Genomic DNA, 18229 nt, shown 5'->3' on the forward strand with positions numbered 1-18229 from the left:
GCTTTTGTTGACTCTTTATTCATTTTACCTATTTTCAAATTTGTGATTTGTTTATTCAAATCTTTTATTTCTTTGTCTTACTTGTTATCCTTTTTCCTTATGACTATATAGTACACCTTTTTGTTAGCACTGTCAACCATTGAGTGCTAATTTTTTCCTATTTTTTATTAGTTTCCTTACAGAAATCCTTTATATCCCCTCCAATCACTTGTTCAGAGGGGATTATATTTTTTTAGATTTCTAAGTTTTTTTATTTAAAATAATCAATAACTATATTAACCATAGTCTTAATTCCTATTTTTATACAATCTTCATCACAGTTAAATTTTGAATTATGCAATATACAAGTGTCTTCGTTTTTTTCAGACTTGCATCCTAAAAACATAAAGCAAGATGGAACTTCTTTTGCAAAGAAAGAGAAATCCTCTCCACCTGTATCGGGATTATCCATCTCGATTAAACTGTCCTCTCCCATACTATTTATAATAGATTTTTTTACTAATTTAGTAAGTTTAGGATCATTCATAGTGACTGGATATCCATGATTAAATTTATATTCATAATCGCATCCATGTATTTTGCAAACATCTTTAACAAATTCTTCAATTTTATCTGGTAGTATCTCGCATGCCTCTACACTAGAGCACCTAACTGTACCTTCAATAGATACTTCACTAGGAAGTACATTATATCTCACACCACCATTTATTTTTGACAATGTAAGAACAACTACATCACTCGGGTCTATTGCCCTACTAACAATCGTCTGAAGTTGAGTTATTAAATATGCTGCACAAACAATAGCATCATGGCCTTCATGCGGTTTAGATGCATGTGATGCCTGCCCTTTAATAGTTATAAAAATTCTATTTGATTCTGACATCATTGCATTTGGTTTTAAAGCAATTGTTCCAATTGGATAATCCCAAACATGAAGTGCAACTGCATTATCGACATGAGGATTTTCTAAAACGCCTTCTTTTATCATTAAAGGTGCCCCACCTGTTGGATTATTTTCCTCTGCTGGCTGGAATACAAACTTTACATTTCCATTTATCTCATCTTTAATTTCGTTTAATACTTTTGAAACGCCTAATAGTATTGATGTATGCACATCATGACCACAAGCATGCATAACACCAGGATTTTTTGATTTAAACTCAAAATTTGTTTCTTCTTGTATTGGTAAGGCATCCATATCCGCCCTGAGCATCAAAGTTTTTTTACCCTTGCCTAAATTCAAATTAGAGACCACACCATTATTTTCTCTTCCCCTTTGAGCATCTAGTCCAATTTTGTTTAATTCCTTAACAATAAATTCTGCTGTATTAAACTCCTTTAAACTAAGCTCTGGATTTTGATGAAGGTACCTTCTTATTGATATCACTTCATCTAAATACTTATCAACTAATTCTTCCACTTTATTTTTTAACATTTTTATTCCCCCTAAAAATTAAAAGGTACAGATTTTAATCCGTACCTTTTAATTATATCATAAAGACTATAAGTAATTGATATTACTATAAGTATATATTTTTATATAGAAATTTATTCTGATTCTTTTAATGATTCTCCCAAGTCAACCTTTTTAATACTTCTATTAAGAATGAAATTAACTAGAGAGTAAACTAATAAACCAACTACAAATACTACAATATGTAGATAGTATGGCATATACATTTCTATATATGATGTAAATCTCATAAATGCAAATTTAAACAATACATCCATTAAGTAATATGAAAATGGAGCACATATGATTAATGAAATTACAACCACTATAGTACTTGCTTTTAAGTATAACTTGCTTATTTCCTTATCATCATATCCCATAACTTTTAAGAAAGACATATTTGTAGCATTTCTATCCATAACTAATTTAGTTAATATATACATAACAACTAAATAGATAATTATTGATACTGTAGTCATTATAGGAATCATTTGACCAAAACTTGAGGTTACTTGTTCCCCTATTTTCACAACATCATTTCTAGTTAGTTTTGATTGTATATATTCATCTTTTATGTCTAATTTTTTATCAGATAAATATGCATTATAATAATTTTTATCTTGATCAATCATATCATTAAGATTTTTTTGAGTCATATATGCAGAAAATCCAGCTTTATAATCATATATATCATAAACTTTAAATTTATAATCTTTTTCTGTGTATGGGTTTGTAAATGTGATTTTATCTCCCTTTTTAAGTCCCATTTTTTGTGCAAAATCATACGAAATAGTTATTTCATCATCTTTTGAAGGTAGAGAAATATCATCATAATATTTAGAATCATTATCTAATCCATAAAAAGATACATCTAGATCTAAATCCCCTGCCTTATAATAAGTTTCTAAACTTGTAATTGTAAGTTTTTCTGCATCTTTTGCATTTTTTATATCTACAGGTTGTTTCAAAACATATTGATAATCTGCTTTTACACTATCTTCTGAGTTTTGAAGATAATTATCAATACAAGGACCCATAACTATTCCAAACATTAATATAAAACTTGCAAATAATATACCTATAAATAATGTAAAATAACTACCCTTATTTTGAAGTATTACACGTATTTGAAAACGTCTAAAAAATGACCCATGTTTTAATTTAATATGTTGTTTTATTCTATTTTTATGTGTATCTCTTCTTAAGAATCGTATTGGTGATATATTTAATTTATGTCTAAGCATTAAGTAGTTAATTACTAGCATAAATACAAGTGGAATTATTGTTGTAGTTACAAATGCCTCTGGTATAAATTGCACTTTTAATGGTGGCAAGCAATAACTTCCATAGTACATATCTTTAAAGTATGGTGGAAAAACAAGATATCCCACTATATTCCCAATTATACAACTCACAATAGTAATAATTATAGGTAAGACCATATAATGTCTAATCAGTTCGTTTTTAGTATATCCACTTGCCAAAAGAGTTCCGATAACTGTAGATTCTTCATCTATAATTGTTTCGCTTATTACTACGAATATAAATGCTAAGATTACTAAAATTATATAAAGCAATGCCTTAATCATTGGAATATCTCCACCCATATCATTTGGTAAGAAAGATATGGTTTGATTCATATCTGATGTCATCATATTTGTAAGCATATATCCGTTTTCTAAACATATATCTCTGATATCATTCAATTTATCATAGTTTTCTTTATCACTTGCATCTTTTTTATCTAATACATAACTATAATTATAAGTTATATTTTTTTCTGCAAATTCATCAAAAGTTTTATTATCTACAATAGCTACACCAAAGTGAATTGCATCCATCATTAAGTCATTATTTTTTTCTATTAATGAAGTATAATCAGGAACAGCTATAAAACCAACTATTTTTATATCTTCACCATTTAAATGAATTGTTTCCCCTACTTTATAATCATTTTTATCAGCAAATAGTCTATCTAAAGCAATTTCATGTTTATTCTTGGGTAATCTGCCTTCATATACTGTGGCTATATCTACCTTTTCTCTATTTTTATAGATTCTAATCATGGTGTCATCGCTTAAATCTTGTTCACTATAAAAATTTTCATAAAGATTTAAATCTAAATCTTCTATTTTATCTTTTGTATCTTTATTAAGAGTTTGTGTAACTGCAAATTGACCATCTTCAACATTACATTCATCTTGGTTCTTATATAATAAATCCTTTACACTATATACAACAGTTAAAAATCCAGATACTGCACTTATCATAACTATAAGGACTATACTAATTGATAGATATCTTGTTAAATTCTGTTTAAATTCTCTCCATAAGCTTCTGTTTAATGGATTTTTCATGTCAATCACCTACCACTCTAAATCTTCTGCTTTCGTACGAGTTTCATTTATTTTATTTTTTATAATTTGACCATCTCTAAGTCTCATAACACGATGTGCCATATTTTTAATAGCATCATTATGTGTTACTACAATAATTGTAGTTTTATATTTTTCATTTATTTTTTCTAATAATTCTAATATGTCTTTGGATGTTTTGTAGTCTAGAGCTCCTGTTGGCTCATCACACAATAATAAGGAAGGATTTTTTGCTAATGCTCTACCAATTGCTGTACGTTGTTGTTGTCCCCCTGATAATTGGTTTGGATATTTATTTTGATGTTCTTCTAAACCTAATGTCTTTAATAATTCGTCAACAGAAATAGGCTTTTTACTTAAATATGCTCCTGATTCTATATTTTCTTTTACTGTCAAATTAGGAACTAAATGATAAAATTGAAAAACAAAACCTAATGTATTTCTTCTATAAAGGGTTAAGTCTTTATTTGATAATTTCCCTAAGTCAACATCACCTACTACTATATCCCCTTCATCTATAGTTTCTATTCCTCCAATTAGATTTAATAGTGTTGATTTTCCAGAGCCAGAAGGCCCTAACATAACACATATTTCACTTTTTTCAATACCGCAGTTAATTCCCCTTAAAACCTCTACTTTGTTTTCATCTTGACCATAAAATTTTTTAAGATTTTCAATTTGTAAATACATAAGATTGCCCCCTTTAAGTGTTAATATATACTACTTTTTCAAAGTTCTTACGATTTACTTTTATCGTAGCACTGTATTTGTTAAAAATCAATATCATTTGGTTTTTAATATCAATTATTCAAAATATTATTCTTCTAATCAAAAAGAGCCTTGCTTAATAGACAAGACTCTCTCTATTTTAAAATATTTATATCTAACTTAGTTTTACATATTTACCTGATACATAGCCATATGAATTATTGTATTTTATTTTATACCAGCCATTTGATTCCTTCTTAACTATTTCTACTTTTGTACCTTTTTTTAGTACACCTATTGATGCATAACTTGTTCCTGCACCTTTTCTTACGTTTAAGTTTCCTGTAGTTGTTCCTTTTGCTATTACTTCGTCTTCAGGTTTTGGGTCTGGTGTTGGATCTGGTGTTTGTGAATCTAATTTTACATATGTTCCTGATACATAGCCATATGTATTATTGTATTTTATTTTGTACCAGCCGTTTGATTCTTTCTTAACTATTTCTACTTTTGTTCCTTTAGTTAATGTTCCTAATCTTGTATAACTTGCTCCTGCACCTTTTCTAACGTTTAGGTTTTCTGTAGTTACTCCTGTTGCTATTACTTTTTCTTCTGGTTGTGGGTCTGGTGTTGGATCTGGTGTTTGTGAATCTAGTTTTACATATGTTCCTGATACATATCCGTATGAATTATTGTATTTTATTTTGTACCAGCCGTTTGATTCTTTCTTAACTACTTCTACCTTTGCACCTTTAGTTAATCCACCTATTCTTGCATAGTTTGCTCCTGCACCTTTTCTAACGTTTAAGTTTGCTGTAGTTACACCTGTTGCTATTACTTTTTCATCGACAGTTGTATTAGTAGCTTTAAATGCTAAATCATTTTGTTTTGCATAAGTTTCTGCATAAGAACCTGTTTCTCCATGAATTGTAACAACTTCAGCACCTGCATCTGCTAATGATTTACCTATCTTTGTAACTGATTTAGGTATTGTTATATCAGTTAATTTTTCACAATCGCTAAACGCTTCATCACCTATAGTTGTAACTCCATTTGGTACTGTAAATTGAGAAAATCCAGTCATAGCAAATGCAGAATCCCCTATAGTTTTAATACTGCTTGGTAGTTTTATAGAGCTTAAACTTTCACAACCTGCAAATGTAGAATCTGGAATAGTACTTATTGAACTTGGTAAAGTTACATTTGTTAAGTTACTATTTAGTAAAAATACTCCTGCACCTAATTTTGTTACACTGCTTGGAACAACTACATTATTTAGACTTAAATCTAAAGCAAAAGCTAAAGTATCTATAGTTTTTACACTGCTTGGTATTGTAACTTTAGCTAAATTATCGCAAGCTGCAAACGCACTTGCCCCAATAACTTCTACTCCTTGTGATATTGTTACACTTTTAAGTTGGTCTAATGATGTAAATGCACTATAATATATCATTTTAACCGGTTTTCCACCAAGAGTACTTGGTATAACTAAATTTGTTGCACTACCATCATAATCTGTCACTATAGCTTCATTTCTATTATTTATAACATAATAAAATCCATTTTCTACTTCTTCTTCATAATACTCATTATCAAAATCATATCCCCAGTCTATATCTAAAAGCATATCTTCAAGGTCAGAACTATCCTGTATTCTAAGTAATCCCCTGCTTCTACTCATTGAATCAGATACTACATTCAATATTTCTTGAGTGCTTTCTTGTGATACTGTTGATTCTGCATAAACATTAGTTGCACTAATCGAAAAAGATGCTAATAGTCCTAATACTGTTAAGACACTTGCTATCTTTCTAAATTGTTTCGGCATTTATATTCCCCCTTTAATATCTTTTTCTTTAGTTTAACATATAAAAAAGTCAAAAGTTGTCTAAGCTTGTCAAATAAGTTTTTTTTTATAATTTTAGCATTCTGACCCAATTTATAAAAATTATAAATTTCTTAAACTTTTATATTTTAAAAAGTCGATTTTTTAAATAAATAAACTTATGACTTTACTTTGTAAAAATTTTAAAATAAATATAATTTTCTATAGGATACAAAAATTCGCTTTGCTCATAGCGCCAACGACTTCGTCCGTTGCTTAAAATTCACTCCGTTCATGTGCGGGCAGCTTCGTCCTTTACTCAGAATTCGCTTTGCTCATGTGCGGGCTACTTTGTCTGTTGACCAGAGTTTGTTTCGTTCATGTGCGTCTATTGCTTAGGATTAAAAAATCCTAGCATTTCTGCTAGGATTTCAAAATTTCATAGAATTTATTATATTTATTTAAAGTAATTTACACCGCTTTCAAATATTTTTTGATCTTTTTCTCCATATATATTTTTAAGTGTGTATTTACCTATTCTTTCTGAGTGTCCCATTTTACCTAATATTCTACCGTCTAAACTTGTTATACCTTCAACTGCATAGAATGAACCATTAGGATTATAATCTATGTCATAAGTAGCATTTCCATCTAAATCTACATATTGTGTTGCGATTTGTCCATTTGCTACTAACTTATCGAATATCTCTTTATTTGCTACGAATTTACCTTCACCATGAGAGATTGATATACTGTGTAAGTCTCCTACTTGTGTATTTGCTAACCATGGCGATTTATTTGATGCTATTCTAGTAGTTACAACTTTTGCTTGGTGGCGACCGATGTTGTTGTAAGTTATAGTTGGAGCATCCTCTGCAGTAAATGGTTTTATTTCACCATATGGTACTAATCCTAATTTGATTAATGCTTGGAACCCATTACAAATACCTAACATTAAACCATCTCTGTTAGTTAATAAGTCATTTACTGCTTCTGCTATTCTTGGATTTCTAAATACTGTTGCTATGAATTTTGCAGAACCATCTGGTTCGTCACCAGCACTGAATCCACCTGGTATCATAACTATTTGTGAAGATTCTATTTCTTTAACCATAGTTTCAATTGAATCTTCTATATTAGCATAATTTAAGTTTCTAAATACTTTTATGCTAGCTTTTGCTCCAGCATCTTCAAAAGCTCTAGCTGAGTCGTATTCACAGTTTGTTCCTGGGAATGCTGGTATAAATACTTTTGGCTGAGCTATTGATAATGAAGATTTTTGATGTTCATTAACTATAAAGTTTATATTTTTTACTTCGCCAGTTGGTTCAACAGCTTTTGTTGGAAATATTGGTTCTAAAGTAGATTCATAAGCTTTGTAAATCTTACCTAAGCAAACTTTATATCCATCGACATCTATATATTGACCTTCTATTGTTTTTCCAGCAACTTTGTAATCTAAATCTTCTAATAATACTAAATCAGTTTCTTCCATTTCAAGTGCTATATTTCCGTATGCTGGATCGAATAATTTATCCGCATCAACATCTTTAGCTACTTCAAATCCTATCTTATTACCAAATGCCATTTTAGCTATAGCTTCTCCAAGTCCGCCATACCCTAATGCATATGAGGCAAGAACTTTCTTAGCTTGAGTTAATTCTCTTATTTTATCTAAGTTTTTCTTTAATATATCAAAATCAGGAATTCCATTTTCTAATCTAGGAGTTTTTATAACTGCTAAAACAGAACCTGCTTTTTTAAATTCTTGTGATACAACATACTCTGCATCTACAGTGTTTACTGCGAATGAAACTAATGTTGGCGGTACGTTTATATGCTCAAAAGTCCCAGACATACTATCCTTACCACCTATTGCAGGTATGCCAAATTCTTTTTGTGCATAATATGCACCTAGTAATGCAGAGAATGGTTTACCCCATTTAGTTGAATCTTTGCCTAGTTTTTCAAAGTATTCTTGGAAAGTTAATCTTGTAGTTTTGTAATCTCCACCAACTGCAACTAATTTACAGATTGATTCTACAACTGCGTATAATGCACCATGGAATGGACTCCATTTTCCGATTTTAGGATTATATCCAAATGTCATTATTGATGAAGTTGTAGTCTTTCCACCAAGTACAGGTATTTTTGCAACCATACCTTGAATTGGAGTTCTTTGATATTTACCTCCAAATGGAATTAATACTGTATTTGAACCTATAGTATTATCAAATTTTTCAACTAAACCTTTTTGAGAGCAGATATTTAAATCACTCAACACGCTGTCAAATTTATCAGATATAGTTTCTCCGTCTGCTTTTATTTTTCCATTATTAAAAAATGTATTTTCTTCGTCTACTTTTGGAACATGTATATTAGTTTGTTGTTTCTTTCCGTTTGTATCAAGGAATGCTCTGTTTAAATCAACTATAGCTTTTCCATTCCAAAACATTCTTAAATATCCTGTATCAGTTACCGTTGCAACATGAGTTGCTTGTAAGTTTTCAAGTCCTGCAAGCTCTATAAATCTATCTTTATTTTCAGCATCTATAGCACAAGCCATACGTTCTTGTGATTCTGATATTGCAAGTTCAGTCCCATCAAGACCGTCATATTTTTTAGGTACTAAGTCTAAGCTTATATCTAAACTTTCTGCTATTTCGCCTATTGCAACAGAAACACCACCAGCCCCAAAGTCGTTACATCTTTTTATCATTTGTGCAACTTCTTTATTTCTAAAAAATCTCTGAATTTTTCTTTCGTTAGGGGCATCACCTTTTTGTACTTCAGCACCACAAGTCTCTATTGATTCTTCGCTATGTTCTTTTGATGAACCAGTGGCTCCTCCACAACCATCTCTACCAGTTTTTCCACCTAATAGTATGATTATGTCCCCTTTTTCTGGTCTTTTTCTTATTACATTTTCCTTTGGAACTGCTGCTATAACTGCACCAATTTCCATTCTCTTAGCCATAAAATCTTCGTCATAAACTTCTGTAACTTGCCCAGTTGTCAAACCTATTTGGTTACCATAAGAGCTATATCCATTAGCTGCCTCAGTAGTTATTTTCTTTTGCATTAATTTCCCGTGTAATGTATCTTCTAGTGAAGTTCTAGGGTCTGCACTACCCGTAACACGCATTGCTTGATAAACATAACTTCTTCCTGAAAGTGGATCTCTGATTGCTCCACCTAAACAAGTCGCAGCACCACCAAATGGTTCTATCTCTGTCGGGTGGTTGTGTGTTTCGTTTTTAAACATCAATAGGTATTTTTCTATTTTTCCATCGACATTTACATCTATATTTATACTACACGCATTTATTTCTTCGCTTTCGTCCAAATCATCTAATTTGCCTGCATTTTTAAGTTCTTTAACAGCTATAGTTGCTATATCCATTAAGCACATATCTTTTTGTTTTTCTATATATAGGGTATTTCTAGCTTGGATGTATTTTGAATAAGTTTCTTTAATTATTTCGTTGAATTTTCCATCTTCAATTTCAACGTTTTTTATTTGTGTCATAAAAGTAGTATGTCTACAATGATCTGACCAATAAGTATCTAACACTTTTATTTCTGTTATGGTTGGATTTCTCTTTTCTTGATTTTTAAAATACTCTTGAATATACTCTAAATCCTCTAGTGTCATTGCTAAACCTTGTTTATTTAAGAAATTTTCTAGCTCTTTTTTGTCGAAATCGATAAATCCTGTTATTGTTTCAACTTCTGTAGGTATATCAGTTTTAATTTCTAATGTTTCTGGTTTTTCAAGATTCGCCTCTCTACTATCGACTGGATTTATTATATATGATTTTATTTTATCAAATAATTTATCATCTATTTCTCCTGATAAAATATATAATTTTGCACTATTTATATTAGGTCTTTGGCCCTCATTTATTATTTGGACACATTGAGCTGCCCAATCGGCTCTTTGGTCATATTGCCCAGGAAGATACTCAACTGCAAAGACTTTTTCATCTTTGTCATACTCTACATTTTCGTTATATACAATATCTAAATTTGGCTCTGAAAATATTGTCTTTGATGCATATTCACAAACTTCATCAGACAATCCTTCTATATCATATCTATTTAATAATCTTAAATTATCTATACAATCTATATGTAAACTGTCTTTTAAATCTTTCATTAAAGCTTTTGCCTCTAGGTCGAATCCTTCCCTTTTTCCAACTAAAAGTCTTTTTACATTTGAACTCATATTATTCCTCCATTAAGAAATTTCCCATTTTATTTTTGAAAATTTATTTCCATATATCTGTTCTATAATGCATTCCTTCAAAATTTATTTTCTTTATATTTTCATAAACTTTTTTGCCTGCTTCTTTAACAGTTTTTCCTTTTGCAGTTATACTGATTACCCTTCCACCGTTTGTAACCAATTTGTTGTCCAATAATTTTGTTCCACTATGAAAAACGACTATATCTTTATCTAAATTATCAAGTCCTGTTATAAGTTTTCCCTTTTCATAACTTTCAGGATATCCTCCTGATGTAAGCATTACGCATATAGCACTATCGTCGCTGTATTTTATATCAATATCTTTTAATTTATTATTTATAACTGCTGATATTATTTCACTTAAATCAGTTTCCAATCTGAATAAAACTGATTGTGTCTCTGGGTCCCCAAATCTCACGTTATATTCAAGAATCTTCGGACCATCTTTAGTTATCATTAATCCAACAAATAATATTCCTTTAAAATCTAGATTATCTTCTTGGAATCCTTTTAAAGTTTTATCTAATATATTTTCTTTTATTTCTTTTGATAATTCATAAGTATAAATTTCACTTGGGGAGAATGTGCCCATTCCTCCAGTATTTAGACCAGTTTCTCCGTCATTTACTTTTTTGTGGTCTTTTGCACTTACCATAGGAATTATTGTTTCATTATCTACAAAAGCTAGTATTGATGTTTCTATTCCACTTAGAAACTCTTCTATTACTATTTTTTCTCCAGCAGTACCAAACTTTTTATCATTCATCATTTCTTTTAGTGTTTTTATTGCATCTTCTCTATTTTCTGAAATTATAACTCCCTTTCCAGCTGCTAAACCATCTGCTTTTATAACGACTGGATATCCAAACTCATCAATATCATCTATTGCCTTATCTATATTTGTATATTCTTTGTATTTAGCTGTCGGCAAGTTATGTCTTGTCATAAAATCTTTTGAGAATGCTTTACTTCCTTCTAATCTTGCACATTTTTTATTAGGTCCAAATACTTTTAATCCTTGTGATTCAAAAACATCTGTAATTCCCATAACTAGTGGTACTTCTGGCCCTACTACAGTCATATCTATTTCGTTTTCTTTTGCAAATTTAGCAAGTTTATCTATATCTGAATCACCTATATTTACACATTCAGCCACTTCAGCAATCCCAGGATTTCCTGGTGCACAGTATATTTTCTCTACGTTTTTTTCATTGCTTAATTTCCAACAGATAGCATGTTCTCTTCCGCCGCCACCTACTACTAATATCTTCATATTTTCCCTCCTAGCTTATAAGTATTTATTATTTTATTCTTACTTTTCTGCCTTCTACAGATATCTTCCCTTCACAAAATAACTTTACACATCTAGGAAGAATTGTATGTTCTACTTCTAAAACTCTTTTTGCTAATGTTTTGGCATCGTCATCATCCATCACTTTTACAGTATCTTGCATTATTATTGGACCTGCATCTGCTTTTTCATTCACAAAATGGACAGTTGCTCCAGAAACTTTTGCACCATAATCAATTACTGCTTGGTGCACCTTTTCGCCATAAAATCCATCTCCACAGAAAGAAGGAATTAATGCTGGATGTATATTCATAATTTTATTTTCAAATTCGCTTACAAATTTAGGACTTATTATTTTTAGATAACCTGCCAAAACTACTAAGTCTATATTCTCTTCTTTTAATATTTTTATTACTTCATCTTCATCTTTTTCAAATACTGATCTTATGTTGTGCTTTTTTGCCCTTTCAAGTCCAAAAGCATCTTCTCTATTAGAAATAACTACTTTTATATTTCCGTTTATCTTTTTACTTTCACAGTCATCAATTATAGCTTGTAGATTTGAACCTCCACCAGAAATCAATACTCCTATATTTAGCATAATTCTACTCCCTTGTGGCTATCAACAACTTCCCCGACTATATATGCCTTGTCCTGCATTAATTTAACATATTTTTTATCTATCTCTATTTTCTCTTGTTCTCTATTGTTTATATAATCAACTAATTGAGGTGCGTCTTCTTTATTAACTATAAATACAAGTCCAATTCCCATGTTAAAACTCTTATGTAGCTCTCTTTTTTCTACTATATTAAATCCTTCTATCATTTTAAATATAGGTGGTTTCTCCCATGAATCAGTCTTAATATCAAGCCCTAGACCATCAGGTATAACTCTCGTAATATTTTCTATAACTCCACCACCAGTTATATGGGCAATAGCTTTAATATTATATTTTTCAAGTAAGTCTAAAACTAATTTCACATATATTTTTGTCGGTGTTAGTAAAGCTTCTCCAACTGTCATTTTTAACTCTTCAATATATTGATTTAAATCATAGTTATAAGTATCTAAAAATATTTTTCTAATAAATGAAAAACCATTACTGTGAATACCGCTCGAAGAAACCCCAACTAATACATCCCCAGCTTTTACATCTTTTCCTGATACTATCTTTGTTTTATCAGCTATACCTACTGCAAATCCCGCCAAATCATATTCATCTTCACTATACATTCCCGGCATTTCAGCAGTTTCGCCTCCGATTAATGCACAACCTGACATTTTGCATCCATTGGCAACACCTTCTACAATTTTATCTATATGTTCAGGGACTAATTTCCCTGTTGCAATATAATCTAGAAATAGTAGCGGTTTTGCACCTTGGCATATTAAATCATTGACACTCATTGCAACTAAATCTATCCCTACGGTATCGTGTTTATTCATCATTTGTGCCAATTTTAATTTAGTCCCTACACCATCTGTTGCTGCTAAAAGGACTGGTTCTTCCATTTTCACAAAATCTTTCAAGCTATATAATCCACTAAAATTTCCTAAATCACCTATAACATTTTTGTCGTAAGTCTCCTTTATCTTCCCTTTTATAAGACTTACTGCTCTATTGCCTTCATCAATATTTACGCCAGATTGTTCATATGTTAACATTCTAAAAATTCCTCCTTGTCGATTTTCTTAACTGGATAATTTCCGTCAAAACAAGCTTTACAGAATTTAAATTCATTTCCTGTTCCAACAGCACTCATCATTCCTTCTATATCTAAGAATTTCAATGTATCGCAGCCGATATATTCCCTTATTTCTTCTACATTTTTGTTAGCAGCAATTAATTTAGAACGGTTTGGAGTATCAATACCGTAATAACAAGAATATTTAACTGGAGGTGATGTTATTCTTAGGTGTATTTCCTTAGCTCCAGCATCTCTCAATGATTTGACTAATTGTTTTGAAGTTGTTCCCCTAACAATTGAATCATCTACAAGTATTATTGATTTTCCTTTTAATACTCTACTAAGTGGATTTAGTTTTATTTTTACCCCTAACTCTCTTTCTTCTTGGGTAGGTTTTATAAATGTTCTACCTACATATCTATTCTTAACTAATGCTTCAGTTAGTGGAAGTCCGCTTGCATTTGCATATCCGATCGCCCCTGGCCAACCAGAGTCTGGAACTGGAACTACCATATCTGCATTAATATCTTCATCTTGTGATAATATTTTTCCTGATTCCACCCTAAATTCGTATGCGTTTACTTTATCTATAGTGGCATCATTTCTTGCAAAATATATATGCTCAAATATACAACTCTTTTTCATTGGTTTACAGTTGTTGCTGAAGTTGTATGATTTTAATTTTCCGTTCTTTATAACTACTATTTCACCCGGTTCTAAATCCCTAATAAATTCCCCACCAAGTATATCTATCTCACAGTTTTCTGATGCAAAAATATATTCTCCATTGTCTCTCTTCCCAAGTAATAAAGGTCTAAATCCATGTGGGTCTCTAACAGCAATAAGCTCTTGGTCGGTTAATATAACTAATGAATAAGCACCTTTTATTTGATCCATAGTTAACTTAACTGCTTCTACAATATTTCCTGTATAATATCTAGCAAGTATATACAAAATTACTTCTGTATCACTTTTTCCTCTAAACATTATCCCGTCCTCTTCTAGCATCTCTTTTAAGTAATTAGCATTTACCAAGTTGCCATTATGAACTAATCCTAAATTTCTCTTTCTCAAAGAACCTACTAAAGGTTGGCAATTATACATATGACTTCCGCCTGCTGTTGAATATCTAACATGAGCTATTCCCATTGTCCCAGGAAGTTTATCTAAATCATCTGATTTAAATACATCACCTACTAAACCCATATCTTTTTTATAATTTATTTCTTTACCATCATGTACTGCCATACCACAACTTTCTTGACCTCTATGTTGCATAGAATATAAACCGTAATACAGTTCTTTTGATATGTTCTTATCGGAATAAATCCCTAATATACCACACATGTGATTATTCCCCCCTATAACTATTATTTACTCATTCTCGAAAGGACTTCTTCATACCCTTGAATAAGGTCGCCTAAGTCTCTTCTAAATCTATCTTTATCTAACTTTTCGTTAGTATTAACATCCCACAATCTACAAGTATCTGGTGATATTTCATCTGCTAATATTATATTTCCATCTGTATCTTTTCCGAATTCTAGTTTGAAGTCAACTAATTTTAAATTTAATTTTAAGAAAAATTCCTTCATGATTTCATTGATTTTTAGAGTTTGTTCTCTGATATAATCTATCTCTTCTTGAGTTGCTAATTTTAATGCTATTGCATGGTCATCATTTACAAGTGGGTCGCCATATTCATCATTTTTATATGACATTTCAAATATTGGTTTGTCTAATACGATTCCTTCTTCTACTCCGTATCTCTTACAGAAAGAACCTGCTGTGATATTTCTTACTATAACTTCAAGTGGTAGGATTGTAACTTTTTTTACTAATTGTTCTCTATCTGATAAAGCTTTTATGAAATGTGTTTTTATTCCTGCTTTTTCTAATGTTTCAAACATTATCGTGCATATTTTATTATTTAAAATGCCTTTTGACTGGATTGATGCTTTTTTTTCACCATTAAATGCAGTTGCATCATCTTTATAATAAACTATATATTCATTTTCATTATCTGTACTATAAACTTGCTTTGCCTTTCCTTCATATAATAACATTGTTATTACCTCCCAAATTTTATAAATTTTTATTATTCTTTTATTAATAAGTTTTTCTTTGAGTTTCTATTATCTATTGTCACTATATTGCTTATGTACTTTAATTTTTATTTATTGATTTATACTTTTATCATCGTCTAATACTTTTTGTTCCATTTCTTTTCTGTATAATTTTAAGTCTTGTTTTAATTTAAGATATTTTATGCTCATTATTTGCATTGCCATCAATGCTGCATTTAATCCTGAATCTATCGTTACTGTAGCTACTGGTATTCCTTTTGGCATCTGAACCATAGATAGTAATGAATCCATACCATCCATAGTAGATGATTTTATTGGTAATCCAACTACCGGTATTAATGTTGATGCAGCAATAACTCCCGGTAAATGAGCTGCTTTTCCTGCTGCCGCTATTATCACATCAACTTCATCTTCTATTGATTCTATAAAAGAAACTAATTCTTTCGGCGTTCTATGTGCAGATAATATCCTTACAATTACTTCTACATCATATTTTTTTAAAAAATTAATTCCTTCTTCTAACTTAGAGTAATCTGATTTAGATCCCATAACGATTGCAACTTTCATAATTTATTTGCCTCCATTAATAATATACTTATATAAATTTTTATTTTTCATCAAATTAAAAAGTCTTTATTAATTTTCAAAATTATTTTAACGAACTATACACTTGTATTTTATATTAATATTCATAGTTTATCAATGTATTTTTTCATAAATTAAATTTTTTATTAACAATACTATATGCTAATTAGATTTATTATTAATTTCAATTAAAATTACGAACATTCCAATTAAGCCTGTTATAATTTTAAAATTTAATTTTAAATTCTATTACTTAAAACTTTTAGTTTTATAATCCCTTGGTGATAATTTTGATATTTTATATTCTGAATTTATTTTTGTGAGATTTAGCAATCTTAATTTTTAATTACTAATAGATTGGTATGTTTGAAATACATCTGATATCTACATTTTACATCTTTTTTGATATATTGTGATATTTTTTTTAAACTTTTAAATATTTTTACTATAATAAAATCATTTTATATTATATTAAAAATCAAAAATAAATAGAATCAAAAAGCTGTTGCATAAAATCCCCTCAATTTATGCAACAGCTTTTCTCTATAATTCAAATCCCTTAAATACTTTTTTATAATTTTTATTTACTATGAGTCATTTACTTTAAGAATATAAATCTACATATAAATATTATACTCAATATTATTAATGAAATATTTATATCTTCTTTTTTATTAGTAACTAATTTTAATAAAGTATAAGATACTATACCGAATATTATTCCATCACCAACACTATTAGTAAGTGGCATTAATATAAATGTTAAAAACGCTGGTATAGCATTTGTATAATCATCGAAATCAATATCTTTAAAACAACTTGCCATCATAACACCTACAATTACAAGTGCTGCTCCTGTGGCTTGTGATGGAATAGCTATAAATAGAGGTGCTAAAAATAAAGATAATACAAATAATATTCCAACAGTAAATGTTGTTAATCCTGTTTTTCCACCTTCGCTTATCCCTGCTGTACTCTCCATAAAACATGTAACTGTTGATGTACCAAGCATAGCCCCTATTGTAGTTCCGATTGCATCTGCCAACATAGCTTGTTTTGCTTTAGGTATTTTTCCATTTTCGTCGATTAATTCTCCTTTAGCAGCTACACCTACTAAAAATCCTACAGTATCAAATAAATCCATAAATAAGAAAGTAAATACTACTATCACCATATCTAAACTAAATATTTGCTCTACTGGAACTGTAAAAGCCTGCATAAAAGTAGGAGCTAATGATGGAATGTTAAATGATACTATTGCACTTGGCAAAGCGACTATACCTGTAATCATTCCAATTGATGATGTAAGCAATATAGATAATAATAATGCTCCTTTTACATTTTTACATACTAATATTCCTGCTATAACTAGACCAGCTACTGTCAATATTACAAGTGGGTCATGCATATTTGCTAATGCTAATGTTCCACTTGCTGTACTTATAAGCCCCGCATTGCTCATTCCAACAGCAGCGATAAATAATCCCACCCCTGCTGTAACTGCATTTTTAAGATCATTTGGAATGCAATTTATTATCTGTTCTCTTAAATTTGTAACAGTTAAAATAATAAATAAAATTCCTTCTATAAATACACCCAATAATGCCATTTGCCATGTATATCCCATTTGTAAAACTACTGTATATGCAAAAAATGCATTTAGTCCCATCCCTGGAGCAAGAGCAATTGGATAATTTGATAAAAACGCCATAACAAAACATGCAACCGTAGCTGATAATGCAGTTGCAACAAATACTGCACCTGCATCCATTCCAGCATCTGCTAACATATTTGAGTTTACTGCTAGTATGTATGCCATCGTCATAAATGTAGTTAAACCAGCTATAACCTCAGTTTTGACATTTGTACCATGCTCACTTAACTTAAATACTTTCTCTAGTATACCTTTTTGACTTACTTTTTCCTGTGTAACTTGCATATCTCTCCCCCTTATAATTTGATACCTCT

12 protein-coding genes are annotated in these 18229 nt (G+C 30.1%); all 12 read right to left on the reverse strand.

Going from position 1 to position 18229, the window contains the following annotated elements:
- Window positions 1-250: 250 nt before the first annotated feature.
- A complete protein-coding gene (locus RDX53_RS03320) occupies window positions 251-1435 on the reverse strand; it encodes a M20 family metallopeptidase (protein WP_195929411.1) in 1185 nt (394 codons plus the stop codon).
- Window positions 1436-1548: 113 nt separating this feature from the next.
- Entirely contained in the window at window positions 1549-3810 is a 2262-nt protein-coding gene (locus tag RDX53_RS03325) for an ABC transporter permease (protein WP_195929412.1), read from the reverse strand.
- A 9-nt stretch (window positions 3811-3819) separates the two neighbouring features.
- The gene (locus tag RDX53_RS03330; protein ID WP_195929413.1) at window positions 3820-4518 is read right to left on the reverse strand and encodes an ABC transporter ATP-binding protein; all 699 of its coding nucleotides are present in this window, start codon (window positions 4516-4518) and stop codon (window positions 3820-3822) included.
- 193 nt (window positions 4519-4711) lie between these two features.
- Entirely contained in the window at window positions 4712-6361 is a 1650-nt protein-coding gene (locus RDX53_RS03335; RefSeq protein WP_307993708.1) for a leucine-rich repeat protein, read from the reverse strand.
- 454 nt (window positions 6362-6815) lie between these two features.
- Complete coding sequence (locus RDX53_RS03340; RefSeq protein ID WP_195929415.1) at window positions 6816-10586, reverse strand: phosphoribosylformylglycinamidine synthase; 3771 nt, start codon at window positions 10584-10586, stop codon at window positions 6816-6818.
- 43 nt (window positions 10587-10629) lie between these two features.
- The gene (purD, locus tag RDX53_RS03345; RefSeq protein WP_195929416.1) at window positions 10630-11880 is read right to left on the reverse strand and encodes a phosphoribosylamine--glycine ligase; all 1251 of its coding nucleotides are present in this window, start codon (window positions 11878-11880) and stop codon (window positions 10630-10632) included.
- 28 nt (window positions 11881-11908) lie between these two features.
- Window positions 11909-12499 carry a phosphoribosylglycinamide formyltransferase gene (gene purN, locus RDX53_RS03350; protein WP_195929417.1) on the reverse strand — a complete coding sequence of 197 codons (591 nt, stop codon included), beginning with the start codon at window positions 12497-12499 and terminating at the stop codon, window positions 11909-11911.
- A complete protein-coding gene (gene purM / locus RDX53_RS03355; RefSeq protein WP_195929418.1) occupies window positions 12493-13566 on the reverse strand; it encodes a phosphoribosylformylglycinamidine cyclo-ligase in 1074 nt (357 codons plus the stop codon). Before purM ends, purN begins: the two co-directional genes overlap by 7 nt.
- Entirely contained in the window at window positions 13560-14936 is a 1377-nt protein-coding gene (gene purF / locus RDX53_RS03360) for an amidophosphoribosyltransferase (RefSeq protein WP_195929419.1), read from the reverse strand. The genes purM and purF overlap by 7 nt, the downstream gene beginning before the upstream one ends.
- Before the next feature lie 23 nt (window positions 14937-14959).
- Window positions 14960-15655: a phosphoribosylaminoimidazolesuccinocarboxamide synthase gene (purC, locus tag RDX53_RS03365; RefSeq protein WP_195929420.1), complete on the reverse strand. Its 696-nt coding sequence runs from the start codon at window positions 15653-15655 to the stop codon at window positions 14960-14962.
- Window positions 15656-15766: 111 nt separating this feature from the next.
- Window positions 15767-16243 carry a 5-(carboxyamino)imidazole ribonucleotide mutase gene (gene purE / locus RDX53_RS03370; RefSeq protein WP_195929421.1) on the reverse strand — a complete coding sequence of 159 codons (477 nt, stop codon included), beginning with the start codon at window positions 16241-16243 and terminating at the stop codon, window positions 15767-15769.
- 616 nt (window positions 16244-16859) lie between these two features.
- On the reverse strand, window positions 16860-18200 hold the full coding sequence (locus RDX53_RS03375; RefSeq protein WP_195929422.1) for an NCS2 family permease: 1341 nt from the start codon (window positions 18198-18200) through the stop codon (window positions 16860-16862).
- Window positions 18201-18229: the final 29 nt, after the last annotated feature.

Origin of the sequence: uncultured Intestinibacter sp., from assembly GCF_902468165.1 — a bacterium.
Taxonomy (GTDB): Bacteria; Bacillota; Clostridia; order Peptostreptococcales; family Peptostreptococcaceae; genus Intestinibacter.

What these genes read in the sequence shown, in the direction of transcription:
- RDX53_RS03320 (WP_195929411.1), bottom strand. Translation starts at nt 1,435, where the DNA reads ATGTTAAAAAATAAAGTGGAAGAATTAGTTGATAAGTATTTAGATGAA.
- RDX53_RS03325 (WP_195929412.1), bottom strand. Translation starts at nt 3,810, where the DNA reads ATGAAAAATCCATTAAACAGAAGCTTATGGAGAGAATTTAAACAGAAT.
- RDX53_RS03330 (WP_195929413.1), bottom strand. Translation starts at nt 4,518, where the DNA reads ATGTATTTACAAATTGAAAATCTTAAAAAATTTTATGGTCAAGATGAA.
- RDX53_RS03335 (WP_307993708.1), bottom strand. Translation starts at nt 6,361, where the DNA reads ATGCCGAAACAATTTAGAAAGATAGCAAGTGTCTTAACAGTATTAGGA.
- RDX53_RS03340 (WP_195929415.1), bottom strand. Translation starts at nt 10,586, where the DNA reads ATGAGTTCAAATGTAAAAAGACTTTTAGTTGGAAAAAGGGAAGGATTC.
- purD (WP_195929416.1), bottom strand. Translation starts at nt 11,880, where the DNA reads ATGAAGATATTAGTAGTAGGTGGCGGCGGAAGAGAACATGCTATCTGT.
- purN (WP_195929417.1), bottom strand. Translation starts at nt 12,499, where the DNA reads ATGCTAAATATAGGAGTATTGATTTCTGGTGGAGGTTCAAATCTACAA.
- purM (WP_195929418.1), bottom strand. Translation starts at nt 13,566, where the DNA reads ATGTTAACATATGAACAATCTGGCGTAAATATTGATGAAGGCAATAGA.
- purF (WP_195929419.1), bottom strand. Translation starts at nt 14,936, where the DNA reads ATGTGTGGTATATTAGGGATTTATTCCGATAAGAACATATCAAAAGAA.
- purC (WP_195929420.1), bottom strand. Translation starts at nt 15,655, where the DNA reads ATGTTATTATATGAAGGAAAGGCAAAGCAAGTTTATAGTACAGATAAT.
- purE (WP_195929421.1), bottom strand. Translation starts at nt 16,243, where the DNA reads ATGAAAGTTGCAATCGTTATGGGATCTAAATCAGATTACTCTAAGTTA.
- RDX53_RS03375 (WP_195929422.1), bottom strand. Translation starts at nt 18,200, where the DNA reads ATGCAAGTTACACAGGAAAAAGTAAGTCAAAAAGGTATACTAGAGAAA.